General features: G+C 63.5%; 12 protein-coding genes. 7 read left to right on the forward strand and 5 right to left on the reverse strand.

Features of this window, described 5'->3' with window-relative positions:
* The first annotated feature begins 160 nt into the window (after positions 1–160).
* Positions 161–1393, forward strand: a complete 1233-nt coding sequence (locus GE027_RS18095; protein WP_162006797.1) for a DUF1571 domain-containing protein — start codon at positions 161–163, stop codon at positions 1391–1393.
* A gap of 33 nt (positions 1394–1426) precedes the next feature.
* Here GE027_RS18095 and GE027_RS18100 read toward each other — a convergent pair whose 3' ends face one another.
* On the reverse strand, positions 1427–4207 hold the full coding sequence (locus GE027_RS18100; protein WP_153558629.1) for a hypothetical protein: 2781 nt from the start codon (positions 4205–4207) through the stop codon (positions 1427–1429).
* Positions 4208–4381: 174 nt separating this feature from the next.
* On the opposite strand from GE027_RS18100, the gene GE027_RS18105 reads away from it, so the two are divergent.
* The 4 genes from GE027_RS18105 to GE027_RS18120 all read left to right on the forward strand — a co-directional run bounded on the left by GE027_RS18105 (position 4382) and on the right by GE027_RS18120 (position 7140).
* Positions 4382–5116: a sugar phosphate isomerase/epimerase family protein gene (locus GE027_RS18105; protein ID WP_237607634.1), complete on the forward strand. Its 735-nt coding sequence runs from the start codon at positions 4382–4384 to the stop codon at positions 5114–5116.
* A 7-nt stretch (positions 5117–5123) separates the two neighbouring features.
* Positions 5124–6056 carry a CAF17-like 4Fe-4S cluster assembly/insertion protein YgfZ gene (ygfZ, locus tag GE027_RS18110; RefSeq protein ID WP_162006798.1) on the forward strand — a complete coding sequence of 311 codons (933 nt, stop codon included), beginning with the start codon at positions 5124–5126 and terminating at the stop codon, positions 6054–6056.
* The gene (locus GE027_RS18115) at positions 6053–6490 is read left to right on the forward strand and encodes a gamma-glutamylcyclotransferase family protein (RefSeq protein WP_153558632.1); all 438 of its coding nucleotides are present in this window, start codon (positions 6053–6055) and stop codon (positions 6488–6490) included. The genes ygfZ and GE027_RS18115 overlap by 4 nt, the downstream gene beginning before the upstream one ends.
* Positions 6491–6594: 104 nt before the next feature.
* Positions 6595–7140: a cysteine hydrolase family protein gene (locus GE027_RS18120; RefSeq protein ID WP_153558633.1), complete on the forward strand. Its 546-nt coding sequence runs from the start codon at positions 6595–6597 to the stop codon at positions 7138–7140.
* A 185-nt stretch (positions 7141–7325) separates the two neighbouring features.
* Here the strand turns inward: GE027_RS18120 and GE027_RS18125 are convergent, their stop codons facing one another.
* From GE027_RS18125 to GE027_RS18135, 3 genes are all read right to left on the reverse strand, one after another.
* Positions 7326–8339: a helix-turn-helix transcriptional regulator gene (locus GE027_RS18125; RefSeq protein WP_153558634.1), complete on the reverse strand. Its 1014-nt coding sequence runs from the start codon at positions 8337–8339 to the stop codon at positions 7326–7328.
* Between the two features lie 160 nt (positions 8340–8499).
* Positions 8500–10158 carry a CRTAC1 family protein gene (locus tag GE027_RS18130; protein ID WP_162006799.1) on the reverse strand — a complete coding sequence of 553 codons (1659 nt, stop codon included), beginning with the start codon at positions 10156–10158 and terminating at the stop codon, positions 8500–8502.
* Between the two features lie 167 nt (positions 10159–10325).
* Positions 10326–11567 carry a tetratricopeptide repeat protein gene (locus tag GE027_RS18135; protein WP_153558636.1) on the reverse strand — a complete coding sequence of 414 codons (1242 nt, stop codon included), beginning with the start codon at positions 11565–11567 and terminating at the stop codon, positions 10326–10328.
* A gap of 364 nt (positions 11568–11931) precedes the next feature.
* Between GE027_RS18135 and GE027_RS18140 the strand changes: the two genes are divergently transcribed.
* Together GE027_RS18140 and GE027_RS18145 are read left to right on the forward strand one after the other, a co-directional pair.
* Complete coding sequence (locus tag GE027_RS18140) at positions 11932–12870, forward strand: DUF1559 family PulG-like putative transporter (RefSeq protein WP_153558637.1); 939 nt, start codon at positions 11932–11934, stop codon at positions 12868–12870.
* A 7-nt stretch (positions 12871–12877) separates the two neighbouring features.
* Complete coding sequence (locus tag GE027_RS18145; protein WP_153558638.1) at positions 12878–13297, forward strand: hypothetical protein; 420 nt, start codon at positions 12878–12880, stop codon at positions 13295–13297.
* A 565-nt stretch (positions 13298–13862) separates the two neighbouring features.
* Here the strand turns inward: GE027_RS18145 and GE027_RS18150 are convergent.
* Positions 13863–16736 carry a CHAT domain-containing protein gene (locus GE027_RS18150; protein WP_162006800.1) on the reverse strand — a complete coding sequence of 958 codons (2874 nt, stop codon included), beginning with the start codon at positions 16734–16736 and terminating at the stop codon, positions 13863–13865.
* Positions 16737–17027: the final 291 nt, after the last annotated feature.

A 17027-nucleotide genomic window follows, 5' to 3' on the forward strand; every position in this document is an offset into this window, starting at 1 on the left:
GCCGCGCCGCGCCGGCGGTGACTCGCCCGGTTGCCGCCCGCTGGACACTGGCCCGCGACGGGCAGTCGGCTAGGATAAAAACATCCTGTCTTCGCTCGCTTCTCTCTCGCACGGTCAATAACCGGGTATGAACAACCGCCCCCTTTCCCCAACCGAGCCCTTGTCGACGTACCTTGCCAGGGGCTGGCGTTCGCCCGTTTGGACGCCGGTGGGTTGGCGGCGAATCGTTTGCGGCCTGTTGAGTGTCGGGATCGGTGTGGGCCTGGGAGCGGTCGACGGGGTGGCCGGACCGCTGGCTCCGCAGCCGTTGGTCCAGCCGCCCGAGGATGGGCCGCCCGAGGATGGGCCGGCGGTGCAGAACGCTGACGAAGTGGCTGCGGAGGAGCAAGAGGAGGACGTGGTGATCGCCGCGCCGCTGTCCGGTCCGACCGCTGCGCTGGAGATACCGGTACCGGCGGGCGAGTCCGACAGCGAAAACGCGGACCACGGCGAAAACGCGGACCACGGCGCCGCGGGTCAGCCTGCCGAGCAAGCGTCTGCCGAGGCCGACCACGCGGAGTCCTCCGGCGCCGAAAACCAGGACGCGACGGCCGCGACGCTGCGAAAGCTGGGCCCCTTTCTGGCGGCCGCCGAAACGGGCCTGAAACGCTTCGACACCGAGATCGAAGGCTACACCTGTTTGCTGATCAAGCGCGAGCGGATCGACGGCGACTTGAGCGATCATCAGTTCTTGTGGATGAAGGTCCGCGAGCGGCGTGAGCACAAGGAAGAATTAATTACTCCGCAAAGTGTCTACATCCGTTTTCTTAAACCCGCCTACCTGGCCGGCCGCGAGATCCTGTATGTAGAAAACGAGCGCAACGGTCAAGCGCTGGCGCGAAAGGGCGGGCGGCGGTTGCCGAACCTGACGCTGACCATCCGGCCGGACAGCCCCGTCGCGCTCTCGCAGAGCCGCCAGCCGGTCACCCGGGCGGGCCTGCGGTTTCTGCTGGAAGACCTGGTCGACAGCATGCGCAACCGACTGGATCCTACCCAGTGCGTCTTAAACGAATACCAATCGGCCCAGATGGACGGCCGCCCCTGCCGTCACTTCGAGGTCAAGCAGTTGATCCGCAAGCCGGAGGCGGAGTTTTACATCGCGCGGGTTCTGCTGGACGAACAACTGCGGCTGCCGGTGTACTTCGCCTCGTACGATTGGCCTGCCGAGCCCGGTGGCAAGCCGGTGCTGCAGGAGGAGTACATCTTCACGCGGTTGAAGCTGAATCCGGGACTCACAGACGAAGACTTTCGTCGCGACCATCCCGAGTACCGCTTTGCCGAAGAGGACGATGACGAACCGGACGACCAGCTGAAGCAGCAACTGGCCGATCCCGAAGCCAGCAAGCGGTTGTAGGCAGCCAGCGAACAAGCATTCCCGCCCGCCTGCTCAGCGGCTGGCCTGGACGGTGTAGTTCAGCACGCGGCGTCCGTCCTGTTCGGCCGCCCTGAGCAGCAGCGTTTTGCCGACCAGTTCCTGGCCGCCCGCGAGTGCGAATTCGCGGCGGACGCGTTGGCCGGCATCGACCGTCACGGTGCGGCGCTGGTACTGACGACCCGGCGGGAACAACCGACAGTCGTAGCTTTGACGGGCCGCGGAGGAGTTATCCATTTCCAGGCGGACAACCAGTTGTCCGGTCTCGTCCAGTCGCGTTGTGATCTGCACGTCCAGACCTTCTGGGCCGACGCGCAACTGGCGATACACCATGAAGGGCTGGGACGCGGGTTGCCCGAGGCGGAACTCCAGCGTGATGTCTTCGACACCGGTTTTGGCGTTGGAGCGCAGCGTCACGGGCACGTCCTGCAGGACCGCGCCGCCGCCGCGAATCTGCCAGGACAGCGGGCGGCGGGGCAGATCCCAAGCATCGTTGGCCCGCATCACCAAGTCGCCTTCGAGCGGCCGTTCGCTGGGGTTCTGTAGGCGGACGCCGACGGTCTGCGTGCGTCCCAACAGGCTATCGATCGAAGCGCGATCCAGTTCGACAGCCATGCGAAAACGCGTCATCAAGGGGTGGACACCGACGATGAACTTGGGAATCGGTTCGGCCAGGATGCGTTGGCGTTTTCCGCGGCGATCCCGGACCGTCTCCGCGGCCTGTCGCCGGCCCCAGACCGACAGTTCCTCGACGTCTTCGCCCAAATAGATTTCTTCGACCGTGGGATTCGTATTCCAAACGATCAGGACGCAGCGCGTTCCATCGCTGAGCACGATATTGGAGCTGCCACCGGGCAAGGTAATACTGCCTTCGCGTCGCAACGTGCCGATCGTGGCGGCCGTGGTTCGCCAGGGCAGCAACATCACATCGGGCAGTCCGCTGGGCCGCAACAATCCCAGCTGTGGCGCCGTGGGGTCGGACACAAAGGCGGCCTCCACGTCGTGTCCCCGCACCGTGGCCATCCGCAAGACCAGGTCGCGAATACGCGTTGCGGTGTCGTAATCGGACTTGGGCAACGGATCCAGCAGGATCCAGGTCTTGGTTTCCGGACCGCTCTGCGCCGCTTGTTGTTCGATGGCCAGGTAGGCATCCAGTTCTGCGGCGGTAAAGGCTTGTGGCTCGCTGCGAACGACGGCCTTCCAGGCTCGCTGCGAGGCCGGTGGCTGGGGCTCGAGCCAGGGCCATGAGAGCACCATGTTCAGCGGTTGGCCGTATCCCTGCAGGCCACGATTGATGTCCTCGACCGTTTCTTTTAGTCCGCCGCGATCCAGGAAACTGAAGTCGCGTTCGCTGCCCAGCTGCCACCAGCGAACCTTCATGGTCAGGCGTCCCATCAGGGTTTCCAGCAGCGGTTGCCAGGTGTCTTGATCGCGAAACACGTTGACCGCCGGCACCGCTCTCCGGGCGTCGATCTCCGCCGCCGTCCCAGCCGGGGGCTGATCCAACACGCCAACCACCTGGATCCCGCTTTCCAGGGAGCGGTTCATCATCCAGGCCAATTGATCGCTGGCATCGGCATCCTGGCCGTCGATCCAGCAGGGATATTTCAGCCAGCCCACGTGGCAGTCGCGCAACCATTCCGGCAGTACGCGCAGGTCGCCGTGCGGGGCCCCGCGGGGCAGCGTCCAACCGAACGGCCCGCCCGGGCCATCCAGTGGATCGATGATCGCCAGCGAGGTTTCGGTTTTCAGCGCACTGCGATCGGCCGCCAACAATTCCGCCGTCACGCGGTAGTATCCCGGCGGCAGATCCGTCAGGGTCCAGGTCGCTTGGCCGCCGTAGGCCAACAATCGCGACCGGTCGGCATGTGTAAGCACTGCGGCCAAGTGTTCGGCGATGGGGCGATCGAACGCGTCCCACAGTCGAAACTGGATCGACGCCTCGGCGAAACGCAGGCCCATCGCCTCGGCGGTAATCGTTACCGCGTCGCCGCTGGCATACAGCCCCGTGGTCCGAGAACCATACACGTGCAACTGAGGGAATTGAAACAACCGCACTTGATCGAAATCCACATCGCCGCGGATATCGGTTCCGGCGCCGGTCGGTTCAACCCTCAACCGCAGCACCGCTTCGGTACAGTTCTCGGGCGGAGCGACCGCCCCGGTGTCCACGGTGGTCCAGGGCGTGGTCGTCCCCACGGCCGGGGTCGCGACGGTTTTCAGCGGCGCTCCGTCGGCGTCCAGGAAAACCAGTTCGGCCCAGCCCGAATTGGACTCCAGCCCCTCGGTGCGAAGTCGCGTGCTGAGCACATAGCTGTACATGTTGCTGACCGGAAAGGGGGGGCTTTGCAGCATCGCGCCGCCCCCGTCCAGACTGACGCGAAGAAAATCGCTGCTGACGCGATCGGCCAGCGAGGGCGGCAAACCCGGCAGGGCCTGACCGACGGCGCGGGCCAGCCGGTTCCAGCGACTCGGTACGGCCGGCATCCAGGGTGGGGTGGCCGCCAGTTTCAGGCGGGTCTGGACCCATAACCGCAGCAGTGCCGCATCGGCGCTTTGGGCGAACGCCTCCAGGCCGGTTTTCTCGGACTGGATCTCGATCTTTACGTAACTGGGATAATCGCGACCTCGGCGCCGTTGCCAGCGATCGGGCCAGCGGTCGTAGTTGCGATCCTCATCGCGGCCGAAGTCCCATCGCTGGACGACCTGGCCGTTGGACAGCTTGACCGCGGGGACGGCCAGCGGCGGCGGGGCCGCGGCTTGGGTCCGCGCCGGCATCGCCAACGACTGCACCATAGCCACCAGCAGGCAAGTGCTTAGAATAGCGGCGTTGATACGGGTGACTTGCACTTCGGCGTCGCGTGGGGTTGCAGGTTTCCAGACAGGTTTTTTCGCGATTCTTCGTTCCTGACACAGCCACACTCCGCCGTGCCGCAACTAAAAATCTCAGCTCGTTTGACCGCGTTTGGTTTGCCGCTTAAGAAAGCATTGCACGCCGCGGCGCGCAGTGGGGTCGCCGCTGTAGAGATCGACGCTCGCAACGACCTGCGTCCATCCGAATTAACCGATACGGCTTGCCGCCAGCTGAGGAAAATGCTGGATGATCTGAATTTGCGGGTCAGTTCGGTGCGATTCCAGACGCGGCGCGGCTATGACGTCCTGCCGCGGCTGAACGAACGCGTCGATGCGACCAAGGCGGCCATGCGGATGGCTTACCGCCTGGGCTGCAATGTTGTAGTCAACCAGATCGGCCGCGTCCCCGAAGACACGGCCAGCCCGGCCTGCTCCCAGCTCGAAGCCGTGCTCAGCGACCTGGGCCGCTACGGGGCCCGTGTCGGAGCCCTGCTGGCCGCCGAAACCGGCACCGAGCCGGGCGAGCGGCTGGCCCGGTTGCTGGACGTCGACGAACAATCCTTTACCGGCGTGGCCTTCAATCCCGGCAACCTGATCGTCAACGGCTTCTCCGTCGATGAAGCCCTGCAGGCGCTGGCCGACCGCGTGCAGTTGGTCGTCGCTCGCGACGGAGTGCAAGACCTGGCGGCCGGTCGCGGCGTCGGCGTTCCGCTGGGCCAGGGCACGGCCGACTTTCCCGAAATCCTGGGACGCCTCGAAGATCAACAGTACCGCGGCTGGTTCGTCGTCGGCGACGAAGGTGATCCGCCGGACGAAGTGTCTCGCAATACGCAATACCTCCTCAACCTGTGAAGAACCGGTGTACTACACGTTTGCATCCTCCGAATCGTTAAGCATTGTCGACATCATCGGCGACGACGCCGTCCAGGTGGTCAACAATCTTTGTACCGCACCCCTCCAATCGCTGGCCGAGTCGGCCGGTCTGGAGGCGTTCATCACCGAGGTTCGCGGCCGCACGGTCGGCCACGGATGCTTGTTCCAGTTGGCGGACCGCCTGCGTTTTATCGGCGCCGGGGGACAGGCCCAGCGGCTGGTCGCCCACATCGACCGCTACATCATCCGCGAGGACGCGCGGCCCGAGGACCGCTCGCAAGACCTTACCGGGCTGTTGCTACCGCACGAAGATGCCCTGGTGGCGCTGTCCGACGCTTCGCCGACGCCGGCCGACCCGCCTCAGCTGGCCAGCCGGTCGCTCGGCGACGCAGCGGCCGATGCCGGCTCGGATTCCGGCGCGGTCGCCTATCAAGTTCCCTGGCTCAACTCGCCCGCCTGGTTGGTGCTCGGCCCTCCCGCGACGATTGCCCAACTGGGCAAGCGTTTCGCCCCGATGCTGGTATCCGGGGGCATCGAGGACTTTCACCCGGCCCGCATTCAAGCCGGTTTTCCCTGGTTCGGCGTCGACCTGGACGAAAGCAATCTGCCGCAGGAAGCCGATCGTGACGCGCAGGCCATTTCCTTTACCAAGGGCTGCTACCTGGGACAAGAAACCGTGGCCCGTCTGGACGCGCTAGGCCAGGTTCAAAAGAAACTGGTGCGGTGGCAGCTGCAGGGAAGAGGCGAGCTGCCGGCGCCGGGAACGGAGCTGGTGGCCGGCGAAAAGACTGTCGGCAAAATCACCTCGATCACCGCCGGACGCGATGCGGCGATCGTCCTGGCGATGACCCGCCGCAGCCACTTCGATGTGGGCTCCCGCGCCGAAGCCGCAGGAATGCAAGCGGTGGTAACGGAGTGAGCCACGGCGGCGAGGACGAGCATTCCTGCTGCTACGTGTTCGTCTACGGGACGCTGAAACGCGGACAGTGTCGCCAGCGCTGCTGGCCCCGCGAGCCGGTGGCCGTGGAAACCGGCTTCATCCGCGGAGGCTTGCTGGACCTCGGCGCCTACCCCGGTCTGCTGCCGGGCGAGGGCTGGGTGCGGGGCGAGTTGTGGGAATTCGAAGAGGAAGACCTGCCCGAAACGCTGCGCGTGCTGGACGCGATCGAAGGCTATGCGGCCGGCGATCCAGACAATTTGTACGGGCGCGAGGTCGTGCCGGTGTACGCGGTTCCGGAAGAGGGCGAACCCACTGCGGAAGCGTATACTTATTTCTATGCCGACCTCGAAGCCTCCAGCCGGCTAGCGCATCTTCAACCGATCGCCGGGCGGAGTTACGTCGAATGGATTTGAGCCTTTTAAGGTGCGGCTGAAGCGGTCAAATGCGTATTATCAATACGGTCACCATGGTAGGCGAGGCCACTCGTCCATCTCCCAGCCTCCGACAGAGTTAACCTATGAACCGAGCATTACTGGTGATCGATGTCCAGCGTGAATACTTCGACGGCGCCTTTCCGGTTCGCCATCCGGTGAATCATTTGGAGTCGATCCTGAAGGTGATGGCTGCCGCACGCAAGGCGAACATGCCCACGGCGATCATCCGGCACCACCAGCCCGATCCCGATTCGCCAGTGTTCCGGTACGGCAGCGACATGTGGCAGCTGCACGACGAAGTGGCCTCGCTTCCCCATGACGTGCTGATCGACAAGCAAATGCCGGGCTCGTTCACCAACACCTCCCTCGACGCGTTTTTAAAAGCGGAAGACGTCCAGACGGTGTGCATCACCGGTTACATGACCCAGGTATGCTGCGACACGACGGCTCGGCAAGCCTTTCACCGAGGCTACCAAGTCGAGTTTCTCAGCGACGCGACCGGTACGTTGGACGTTTCCAACAAAGCCGGGTCGGTGACCGCCGAACAGCTGCACGAGTCGATCCTGGTCGCCCAGCAGATGTTCATCAGCGACGTCGTCGATAGCGAGACGTGGATGCAGCGGCTGTAGCCGAAGTCGCCAGACTTTGGGCGGCGCCGGAGTCCAGGCTTCAGCCGCCCGGAGCGCTGCCTGAATCGCCTAAAGGCTAGACTCCAACTAGCGATTTCAGCTACTGGCGCTGGAGTCCAGGCTTTAGCCGCGCGAGGAGCCCAAACGGAATCGCCTAAAGGCTAGACTCCAACGGGCGAGTTCAGCTACGTTTTGTAGGTTTCTGCCAGTCGGCTGACCGCGTCGACGACGGCTTGGCGGACCTCTGGCGGCTCGAGCACTTCGGCATCGGCGCCCAAGGCCAGGACCTTGGGCAGCACCTCGCGTGGGTGCGAGGCCGGCACCGTCAAGACGAAGTCGCCCTCGTCCTGTTCGGCCATCTGTTGTTCGGGGTGCCAGGGGTCTTCTCGAACCCAGGCGGCCGCTCGCGGTCCCAGGCGGATCCGCACCTGAATCGGCGAATCGCCCGAAAAGATTCCAATGCTGTTTTTCAGGTGCTTGGAAACGTCCACCTCCGGATCCGGCTTGAACCATTCGTCCAGGGCGGTCGCTTTGTGAAACCGATCCAGTTTCCAGTGCCGCATCCGCTGCTGGGGATCGGTCACTTCGGCCGCGGCCGCGACGACATACAGGCTGGACTGATAAACCGCCAGTCCGTAGGGTTCGATCCGCCGCGTCGAGGCGGGCCGGCCAACCGGTTCGTAATCGATCTGGACGACTCGGTGTTCGGCCACCGCGCGGTTGATCGTCCGCAGGATGCCTTCCTGTTTCTGGTAGGACTTGGTCGAACCGACCATCACGTGGACGCTTTTGCGAAACCGCTCGTAGTGTTCCCACACGCCCTCGGGCATCTCTTCCTGGATCTTGTTCCAGAACGATTCGATGCCTTGCCAGTACTGCGTACCGACCAACGGATACAACAGGTCTCGACCGATCGACAGAGCGATCAATTCGGTGGCCGTGGCGGTGATCTTATGAACGCCGCGTTCGGTGCGTCCCAGCTTGTAGACTTTGCCGCGCTGGACCTGTTCGGTTTGCAGGTCAAAGCCGGCGGCCATCAGGGCTTCCAGGTCGCGGCGGACGGTGCGTTCATGCAGCGAACTGAGCCCCAGGTCGGCGATCAAGTCATCGCGGACTTCGTCCAGCGTCCGGCCAAAGCGCGCCATTTCCAGCAGTTGCAGGATCTTGTGTTGCCGAATCAGCTGTTCGTTGCGAGCCATCCGAGTAAGCCTCCCGCCGCGGATGCAGATTATTTCAAAGTCGCGAATCTAACGCCCGAGCAGCGGTTGTTCCATAGCCTGCGTGGTGCAGTGCTCGCGCGAGGGAGCGCGTGCCGGCGGCTGGACGGGCTGTCGATGTTATTGAGCAATGTGTTTTCGACTACTTCGACAGTCCCTGGATCAAGGTGTGGTAGCGGCCGAAATCGCTGAGCGTCCTGGTTTCGCGCCGGCCGTCGGGCCAGCGGATCTGGAGTTGCACCGCGGTGGTTTCCGGCCGCAAGCTCCACCGCATCCGCGGATCGCTGGACGAGAGGTAACTGCCGCCGCCAAATCGAAAGCGTGTCGAACGCTGGCCGCCGGGATGCTGCTCCAACGTCACGCTCGTGCCGATGGCGTCGCGATTGCTGTTCCGTCCAATTAAGCGAACTCCGACCCAGGGCGTGCGGGGCGCGAGGTCATTTCGCAGCAACCGAAACGGGGCGTTCAGATGAGTGAACGCCAGATCCCAGTCACCGTCGTTGTCGAAATCGCACTTCGCCAACCCACGACCGTCGTGAGCCTGGCCCAGGTAGTCAGAGGGATCGATCGACAACAATTCGAAACGCTGCTGTTTCCCGATCAAGACCAGGGGGCGTTGTCGGCTGGTTCCCGCGGCCGGCATTCGCAGCACGTGCCCATTGGTCACGACGATGTCGAGATCGCCGTCGTTGTCCAAATCGTCGGTCACCGTTCCCCAGCCCACGTAGGTCGTGCCGATGGCGGACAAACCGCACACGCCGCTGGCGTGGGTGTAGTTGCCACCGCCATCGTTGCGGTACAGGGCAAAGGTATTGTTTTCGTAATTCGAGACCCACAGATCCGGCCGGCCGTCGCCGTTATAGTCCAACACCGATAGTCCCATACTGCCATCGGCCATCCCCCGAGCTCCGAAGGCCGCCCCGCCGGTGACGGCGTTTTCTGTAAAGGTCCCGTCACCGCGATTGTGGTACAGATAGTTCGCATCGGTGTCGTTGGCCACATAGATGTCCAGGTGATCGTCGCCGTTGAAGTCCAACAGCGTCACGCCCAGTCCTTTGCCCTTGGGAATCAGGCCAGCGCGGTCGCTGATGTCTTCAAAACGGCCGTCACCGGTGGAGCGGTACAGGACATCGTCCAGGCCCTCAAAGACCAGCGGCGTACACACCTCGCGTTGATCACCGCCGGCAAAACAATCCGGGTTGTTGTCCCAGGACCAATCGACGTAGTGCGTCACATATAGGTCCAGATGGCCATCACCGTCCACATCGCCCCAGCCCGCCGCGGTGCTCCAAGCTCGGTCGTGCAAGCCAGCGGTCGCGGTGACCGATACAAAAGTGCCGTCCCCCTGATTGCGCAGCAGTACGAGACCGCCGTAGCCGGTCAACAGCAGGTCGGAAAAGCCGTCGCTGTCGTAGTCGGCCACCGCCACACCGTGGCCGTAGTGCGGGGCCTCGGCCGCGCCGGCAACGGCCGCGACGTTCTGAAACACGCCGCCGCGAGCACGAAACAGCCCGTTCGGGTGGCCGCGTAACGGTTGATCGGTGACGATGGTTCCGCCGCCGACCAGAAAGAAATCGCAGTGACCGTCGTGGTCAAAGTCCAGCACCCCCACGCCGCCGCCCAACACCTCGGCGATGCTGTACTCCGCGGACTCCCAACCGTTGCGATAGGTGAAATCGATCGCACTGTCGGCCGTTGCGTCGGTAAACCAACTGGCCTCGGCCGGCGGAGAGGGTCGCTCGATGCTCTCGCGCTCGGCCAGCTCGGTCGAGGAGCGACCGCAGCCGCCCAGGCCGACCAACAGGACTGCTGCAAGAATCGCCGAAGATGCCGGCGATCTTTGTTGCGGCCCTTGCCTTCGCTGCAGCCTATCCCTTCGCCGTGGTCCATCCCTTCGCTGCGGTCCATCCGTTTGCCGTGGTCGTGGCGGGAAACGCTTTGCTGTGGGGGCGTTGGGGGCAGCTTGTTTCATGGTTGGCTCGTCTGCAACGTTTCCAAGATCTCACGGTGAGTGCGTGCCCGGGCCGCGTAATTCGGCTCCGCGTTCTGATGTTGCTCGTAGAACTGGGCCAGTGTTTGGTGGGCTGCGACGTGTCCCGGTTCGAGCGCCAACACGCATTTCAAATGAAACAAGCCTCCGGCGTGGCGGCCGTTTTCCAGCATCAGCACGCCCATGCGAAACCGGGCGTCGACGTTGTCCGGTTCGTCAGCGATCCGATACGCGTACGCCCCCAGTTCGGCGAATCGGGCCCGCCGCTCGGTCACCCGGGTCAAGATCTCGTCGCCTTCGTCCGCCTGTCCCAGCCGTTTCAGCGTCAGCCCCAGCTGATACTCCGCATCCTCCAACTGCGGAGCCAGTTGCAGCGATTGTCGGAACCGTTCGGCGGCCTCGGCGAAGTGACCGGCGTCGAAATCCAGCATGCCACGTTCGTATTCGGCGAGCCCGGATTGGGGTTTCAGGCATAATCGCAGATAGGCTTTTTCCAGGTCGCGTGGAGCAGCGGCCAGGGCGGACTGCAGCACCGCCTCGGCCTGCTCCGGGGCCCCTAACAAGCGATGACAGCGCGCGCGGAACGGATTGACGGCCGGCGCGGCCAGGGCATCGGAGGCGACACAACGATCCAGTAACGGCAGGGCTTCGTCAGGACGCTGCTGCAGAACCAACCACTGTCCCAGGGCGAACAACCCCGGCGGATACGAGGGGTTGGTTTCCACCGCTTGCCGATACGCTTTTTGGGTATCTTCCTTGCGAAATTCGGCTTCGGCGATCTGCCCCTTAGCCAGGTAGGCTTTGGGGTCCCAGGGACAGTCCGCCACCCAAGTCTGGACGATCAACTTCGCCTCGGCCAACCGCCCCTGGGCTCGCAATCCCAGCACGTACACATCGGCGATGTCCGCGGCGTGGCTCCCCGGGTTCTTCATCCACCGAGCAAGCTCGCGGTCGACTGCTTCCAACTGACCATTTTGGGCTTCGGCCAGCAAAGCCTCCCGCTCCGCTCGCTCCCGCTCCAGGCCCGCCGCCAGGGCTTCGCGCAGATGCCGCTGCATCGCGTGGCCATCGCCATAGCGGCGCGCCAACCTGGCACGAAACCAGGCGATCTCCGCAGGGTCTCCGTTCAGTCGCGACGCGGTTTCCAGACGCCGGAGCATTTGATCGTGATTGCGGAGCAACAACTGGTGCTCGGCCTCCGACAGCGCAGACCAAGCCATCACGCCGGTGCTCCAGAGCACCAGAGCCAATCCCCCCACGGCAGCCGCGGCCCAATACAGACCTCGGCGCAGGGTTGCCGTTGGCCGCTTGCGGGCTGTGGCACGACTCGAGTCACGTTGCCCGCGGCGCTTCCGCCGGCTGGTTTTACTTTTTTCCAATGGACTGTGTTTTTAGCGAACCAAAACGCCACGCACCGGGTTTAATGGGAATCCTTTGTTCACCCGCTCGCCCCACCCCTAGAGTCAGGAGCCAACGGCAATCTTCCCGAATTTGAACGTCTGGACCATTGTCCAGAACTCAACAAAATGATACTATTAAACTGCTTGTTTTCTATTCCCTATTTTCTATTCTAAGGATCTTTGGATGCTTGTACGAACTCGAAATTACCGGGCGGCTTCGCCCCCCTCTCGCGACGGCTTTACCCTGGTCGAACTGCTGGTCGTGATCGCCATTATCGGCGTGCTGGTCGGTTTGCTTCTGCCAGCCGTCCAGGCGGCTCGTGAAGCGGCTCGCCGCATGTCCTGCTCCAACAACATGAAACAGTTGGGTTTGGCCATGCATAACTACCACGATACGTTCCAGGTTTTCCCCTACGGCTATTCCGAAGGTGGGTTTGCGACCCGCAAGCGAGATTGCTGGGTGCAGCGGATTCTGCCCTTTATCGAACAGGGCAATATGCAGGAGCGTTACGAAACGCAAAACCCTGTGTGGATCATGGACACCGACGCCACGATCAAAGACTTTGAAATCCCCGGCATGGTTTGTCCCTCGGACGGCACCACGCCGTTGGGCGGCAGCGGTGGCCGTCGGTCTGGCGGAGACGGTTTTCAGGGTAACTACATCCTCGCCACCGGCGATGGGATCATGTTCCACCATCAGCAACTGCGAGGGTTGTTCTATTATCAATCCGCCAACAAATTCGCCAGCATCGTCGACGGCACCTCCAACACGCTGATGGGTGCGGAATCGATCCGCGGCGGCAATGAAACCGGCGGATGGGGCGGGGCTGGTGCGTACTGGGGCGGTGCTCGCTGGGGCGGTTACGGCTTTACCGCTTTGGAAGGCCCCAACACCACGGTTCCGGATCGTGTCTATCAGTGTAAGTCGACCAGCTACCGCAATCTGCCGTGCGAATCCTTGACCGGCGCCGACGAGACGCAGGTCTTCGCGCGAAGCCACCACCCGGGCGGCGTTGAAGCGTTTTTGGCCGACGGTTCGGTCCGCTTTATCACCGACACCATCAACCTGGTCGCCTATCGGGCGATGTCCACGATCAATCAAGGTGAAGTCGTTAATGAGTAAGAGTGTGATGACCCAAGCCAGCAAGCTCTTCAGCGTGCTGACGCTGTCCGTCCTGCTGGTCCCCGCGATCGGATGCGGTCCGAGCGGACCGGTAACCACGCCGGTTTCCGGTTCCGTTTCCTACGACGGAACCCCGCTGGACAACGGCTACGTGACCTTCCGCGACACCGATAGTTCGACGCCCAGTGCAGCGGGCAAAATCGGCGCGGACGGCACTTATACGGTGGACGTTATTCCCGGCAGCAAGACTGTTGAGATCACTTCCTCACGCGATGTTCCCGGCAAGTTTGACATGTCCAATCCGGGCGTGAAAGTTCAGTTGACTGAGCAATTCATTCCGGAGGATTACAACAAGCAGACGAAGCTGACGGCTGAAGTCGGTGACGATGCGATGACCTTGGACTTCGACCTCGAAGCGGTGAACTAATCACTGGGCTGTCCTCAGCCAAGTAAGCGACGCAGCCCCGCGGAGAAAGGCCCTCTTTTCCCGCGGGGCTGTTTTTTGCGCCGAGTCGACCGTAGCTGAAGTCGCCAGGCTTTGGCCCCGCTGCCGTCGCTGAAGTCGCCAGACTTTGCATAGGGTTCTCGGCAACCTGGAAGCGAGGCGAGTGATGGTAAGCACGTCGCAACATTTCATTCGGCTTTACTCTCCCCCTGGGAGAGTCGGGCTCTTAGGCCCGGAGAGGGTTCTCGTAGGGCCCTCCCCGGGCCTAAGAGCCCGACCCTCCCGCTGCGCGGGAGGGTGTTGTCGCGGGGTTTCACCGAAAGATTCATGCCGACGTGCTTAGAAAGACCACTAATCTTCACCGATCTCATCAGCCGAACGGCTGTTAGTGTGCGATTAGTGAAAATTAGTGGTGAAAGATCCTGCTCGGCATCCGCTGCTCTGGGCCCACGTGTCCGCGTCCCACCGACAACTTGCCTTTGAAAGAATCTGCTGTCCAAACGCTGGCGAGTTCAGCTACGAGGCGTCCAATCTCTGGCGAGTTCAGCTACGGTTGGGAGAAACCGCCCAGCAGCATGTAGCCGGACCAGAACAGGGGCGGTTCGCCGGTCAGGGACGTTCGTTCGGCGTCTGCGTCGTTCAGGACCGGTTCGGTCGTGGGATCGAGTTCGGTCTCTCGCAGCACCGCGATCGCTCGTCGCCAAGCGTCCTCCACGCCGATAAAGGCCAGCTCCTGGGCGTATTCCTTCAGCAGCAACGCCGTCGATTCGCCTCCCACCGGCCACCGCGCCAGGATCACATCGCTGACGCCCGAACCGTGCAGGGCCAACGCGGCAAAGAACAGCTCGTTGCCGTCGCTGCTCTGCACCTGACGGGCGCCCGTTCGCAGCCCCGGTAGGGCGATCGACTGCGGAGAGGCCCAGGGCAACCGCATCCAATCGTTTAACTGTCCCCCCGGCATGCCGCTGTCGTAGCCCAGCGGGCTCCAAGCAAACGGTGCCGTCGGTGGACTGGGCGTGATCGGCATCCCGACGATGACGTGGGCCGCGCGTGTGCCGATCCATCGTCCCGGCAGCGGTTCGGCTCCCGGCAACGGAACCGGATTCTCAATCGCGTCGCGGATCTCACCGGCCAACACCTCGTTGCGCTCGCCATCACGCAGCGCAAAGAACAGGTCGTTCAAGACACCCACCGTCGGCTCGCCATCGGCGGCCGGAACGCCGTGCACGGCCAAGCCCGGCGTTGGGGCGTAGCGGATCTGTGTCTCCTGTCCCAACAGGTTCGACGAGGGGTCCGCCGTAGGCAGAAGCTCAAACGGTACATACCACAGAGCCGCGGTCGGGACGACGACCAACTGTTCCACCTCTGCAAGCGCCTCGACGTCGGGCACCAAGCGTTTGCGGATCTCCACCGCCATGTTCCGCCAGGTCTCGTCGTTCTCGGGCAATTGGGCGGCACCGCCACGGCGGCGGACCACGCCGATTTCCTGCATCAGTCGCGCGATTTGCATGGGCAGGGCGCGGTAACCGTTGACCGGCCAGACCGTGACCTTATCGCCCGCGGCCAGCACGCCCAACAGGTTATTGCCCGCCAAGATGTAAGCCAGCACGGCTTGTTTGTCGTTCAGCGGCTCGAGATCGCTTTTGGACGTGAACGGTCGCGGAAAGGCCATCGGCAGATCTAACCGCTGAAGCGCCACGGTGTACGCCGCGGCTTCGGCGGCGTCGCCTTGTTGACGGGCGGCGGCGGAATCTTCTGGAATCGGGCCGGAGGTCAATTGCCGCAGTCGCGCAAGCGCCGGCGGAGCGGTCTTGCGAAAGGTCAGGGCGTCGGCGGTCAGCGCGTCGTCCGGTGCCGCGGCCAACCACCGGGCCTGCAGCACGCGGCCGGCCAAAGGAAGGTGCGAGGTGAACATGCGGGCGGCCAGCAGGTCGCCGCGCACGAGCACATCTTCGCCCGAGCGTCGCGTCGCCGCCGCGCGAACCCAGGCTGCCATGGTGTTGCTGTGGTCGGCAGCCAAGAATCCCAGCGCGTCGACCGGATCGTTCAACCAAGTTGCCGTGGTGGGACCGCGGAGGTATTCACCGAGCAACGTCTCGGACGTCTTGCCCCCCAGTTTTGCGGCCCGCGCCGCCGATTCGATCAATCGCAGCTGGTACAACCGCGGGGTGGATTCCAGGCCCCCTCGGCGGGAAGTGAAGGCGACCAGTTGTCCGATCGCAGCGTCGCTGCCCTGCAGGTCGCCCGCAGCCGCGTTGATTCTCGCGTGTAGATATTGGAAATAGGCCGAGCGGCGTGGCAGTTCGACATTGCGGCGGTCCAGCATGGCACTGGCGGCTTGGAATGCCTGGACCGCTTCGCTCGGACGGCCGGCGTCCATGGCCGCTTCGATCGCGACGATTCCAACACGGGCCGCAGCGATCCGGCCGTCGCGGCCGAAGGTCTGTGTCGCCGCGGTCGTGGCCGTGTAAAGCTCGGCGGCTTGCGCGGCGGGTTTGACGCCGACGGCAATCTCAAACCCTTCGGCCGCCCACTCGGGTTGTTCCAGCAGGGCGGCCGCGGCGGCGGCTCGCATGGCCAGCGGATAAGCGGCTTCGGGACGATCCGAAGCGGCCAACCCGCGGGCCGCGCCGCACAACAGCACGGGGGTCAACGGATGGATTTCGTTGCCATTGATCGTTGCGCTACCGCTGGCGCTTGCCGCGACCTGCGGCCCACCCCCGTTGGCCAGCTCCGCCAACGCTCGCACGCTGGAGACGACCGATCGACCCAAGGGACCGGCCTGGGGAGGCACGTTGCCCAGAGTCCGCATCGATCGGCTGAGCAGCGGTTCATTCGCCGCCAAGGGGCCCAGAATGATTTGCCGCCGATAATAGACCAGCCCCAAGCCGCGGAGGATCTCCAAGGCGTCGATGCTCTTCGCCGTATTGACGGCGCCCACACCCACCTGACCATCGGGGCCCGGCCCTACGGTGGTGCTGGTCATATTGATGGGGATCTTCCGGGGCGAATAGGCCGGGCGCATGCCCGGGCCTCGCCACCAGGGCGCCCGGTTAATAGTAGTCTGGACAGTGGCCGCTTGCGGCGGCGGCCACTGCAGGCTGCCGATCCAGCCCGAAAAACGCTCTTGGATGATCAGGGCCTGGTCGAGATGCTCATGGGCCAGCCGCAGATTGCCCGCTTCGTAATGACATTCGGCCAACATCGCATGCACGGGGATCGCGTCGATCCAGCGACCTCGCGAGTCTCGGCGGGTGCGTGACAGGGCCTGTTCAAACCCCTTGATCGCCGTCGACAGTTCCCCCGTCCGGTAGACGGCCAGGGCCTGATAGTACGTTTCTGACGGGTAGGTCTGCTGGGGCATGACCAGCGGTTGCTGGGCCCACACCACGCTTGGTGCGATCGCTCCGATACCGCCCAACGCAACGATCCAGAGCCCGCACGCAAGACAAACAGCATGCTTCCATCGCCGCCAGGTCGCTTCCGGCCGCCAGCCCGACTCGGCCTCGTCATGGAGGAGAGAGGCGAGCGGACGGTTCGTGTTCATTGAAGCCACGGCAGCGATCCTACGCGGAAAGGAGAAGAAACGTCGGGTGATTGCCAGGATGCTCTATTCTACCCGGTCAGGTGGAAAACCGTCACGTCAGCCCCAAGCCCGCCGCCGCACGTCCCGAATTTTCCGGCGAAACGGTAAAGCTTTACGGATTCTGCC

This window comes from Roseimaritima sediminicola (genome assembly GCF_009618275.1).
Lineage (GTDB): Bacteria > Planctomycetota > Planctomycetia > Pirellulales > Pirellulaceae > Roseimaritima > Roseimaritima sediminicola.